The 1858-nt window shown below is 65.5% G+C and carries 2 protein-coding genes; both read left to right on the forward strand.

Going from position 1 to position 1858, the window contains the following annotated elements; genetic code table 11:
* The first annotated feature begins 12 nt into the window (after positions 1-12).
* Positions 13-798, forward strand: a complete 786-nt coding sequence (locus DSC45_RS35500; protein ID WP_119296173.1) for an electron transfer flavoprotein subunit beta/FixA family protein — start codon at positions 13-15, stop codon at positions 796-798.
* Positions 799-888: 90 nt separating this feature from the next.
* On the forward strand, positions 889-1851 hold the full coding sequence (locus DSC45_RS35505; protein WP_119296172.1) for an electron transfer flavoprotein subunit alpha/FixB family protein: 963 nt from the start codon (positions 889-891) through the stop codon (positions 1849-1851).
* The last annotated feature ends 7 nt before the right edge of the window (positions 1852-1858 follow it).

The following is a 1858-nucleotide window of genomic DNA, read 5'->3' on the forward strand; positions in this document are numbered from 1 at the left end:
AGGGGAGCCGGCGTGAGCTTGAGGATCGTTGTCTGTGTGAAGTATGTGCCGGACGCCACCGGTGACCGTCAGTTTGCGGATGATCTGACGGTGGATCGTGACGAGGTGGATGGTCTGTTGTCGGAGTTGGATGAGTATGCGGTGGAGCAGGCGCTGCAGATTGCTGATGGGGTGGATGGTGCGGAGGTCACGGTGTTGACCGTGGGTCCGGAGGATGCGAAGGACGCGTTGCGTAAGGCGTTGTCGATGGGTGCGGACAAGGCGGTGCATGTCGAGGACGATGATGTGCATGGTTCGGATGTGGTGGGGACGTCGTTGGTGTTGGCGAAGGCGGTGGAGAAGGCCGGGTTCGATCTGGTGGTTTCGGGGATGGCGTCGACGGACGGGACGATGGGTGTGGTTCCGGCGTTGTTGGCGGAGCGTTTGGGTGTGCCGCAGGTGACGTTGTTGTCCGAGGTGTCGGTGGTTGGTGGTGTGGTGACGGGTCGGCGTGATGGTGATGTGGCGTCGGAGGGGTTGGAGGCGTCGTTGCCTGCGGTGGTGTCGGTGACGGATCAGTCGGGTGAGGCGCGGTATCCGTCGTTCAAGGGGATCATGGCGGCGAAGAAGAAGCCGGTGGAGTCGTGGGATCTGGATGATCTGGGTCTTGAGGCGGGCGAGGTGGGGCTGGGGGGTGCGTGGACGGCTGTGGACAGTGTGGCGGAGCGTCCGGCGCGGTCGGCGGGCACGGTCGTCAAGGACGAGGGTGAGGGTGGCAGGCAGTTGGCCGAGTTCCTCGCGGGTCAGAAGTTCATCTAGGGCCGGAAGTTCGTCCAGGCGTCGTGGCTCCGGTGTTCGGGGTGGGGCGCGTTCGGTGTTGTTCGCTTCGTTTGTGGGAGAAGAAGTCTGATGGCTGAAGTACTGGTCTATGTCGATCATGTGGATGGTGCTGTTCGTAAGCCGACGTTGGAGTTGTTGACGTTGGCGCGGCGGGTCGGTGAGCCGGTGGCGGTGGCGTTGGGTGTGGGTGCTGCCGGGACGGCTGGTGTGCTGGCGGAGCATGGTGCGGTCAAGGTGTTGGCGCATGATGCTGCGGAGTACGGCGACTATCTGGTGGTGCCGAAGGTCGATGCGTTGCAGGCCGCGTACGAGGCGGTGTCGCCGGTGGCGGTGTTGGTGCCGTCGTCGGCGGAGGGCAAGGAGATCGCGGGGCGTCTCGCGGTGCGGATCGGGTCGGGGATCATCACCGACGCGGTGGATGTGGAGGCCGACGACGGGGGTGTGGTGGCGACGCAGTCGGCGTTCGCCGCGTCGTTCACGACGAGGTCGCGGGTGTCGAGGGGGACTCCGGTGATCACGGTCAAGCCGAACAGTGCCCCGGTCGAGGCGGCTGCGGCGGCTGGTGCGGTTGAGGATCTGGCGGTGTCGTTCTCGGATGCGGCCAGGGGTACGAAGGTGACGGCGCGCACTCCGCGTGAGTCGACGGGGCGGCCGGATCTGACGGAGGCCGCGATCGTGGTCTCGGGTGGCCGGGGGGTGAACGGTGCGGAGAACTTCGCGGTCATCGAGGCTCTCGCCGATTCTCTGGGTGCGGCGGTCGGTGCCTCGCGTGCCGCGGTGGACGCGGGCTGGTATCCGCATTCCAACCAGGTCGGTCAGACCGGTAAGAGTGTGTCCCCGCAGCTGTACATCGCCTCCGGGATCTCCGGCGCGATCCAGCACCGGGCCGGTATGCAGACCTCGAAGACGATCGTCGCGGTCAACAAGGACGCCGAAGCACCGATCTTCGACCTCGTCGACTACGGCATCGTCGGAGACCTCTTCACCGTCGTCCCCCAACTCACCGAAGAGATCAACACCCGCAAGGGCTGACACCCCG

Source organism: Streptomyces sp. YIM 130001 (assembly GCF_003574445.1).
Taxonomy (GTDB): Bacteria; Actinomycetota; Actinomycetes; order Streptomycetales; family Streptomycetaceae; genus Streptomyces.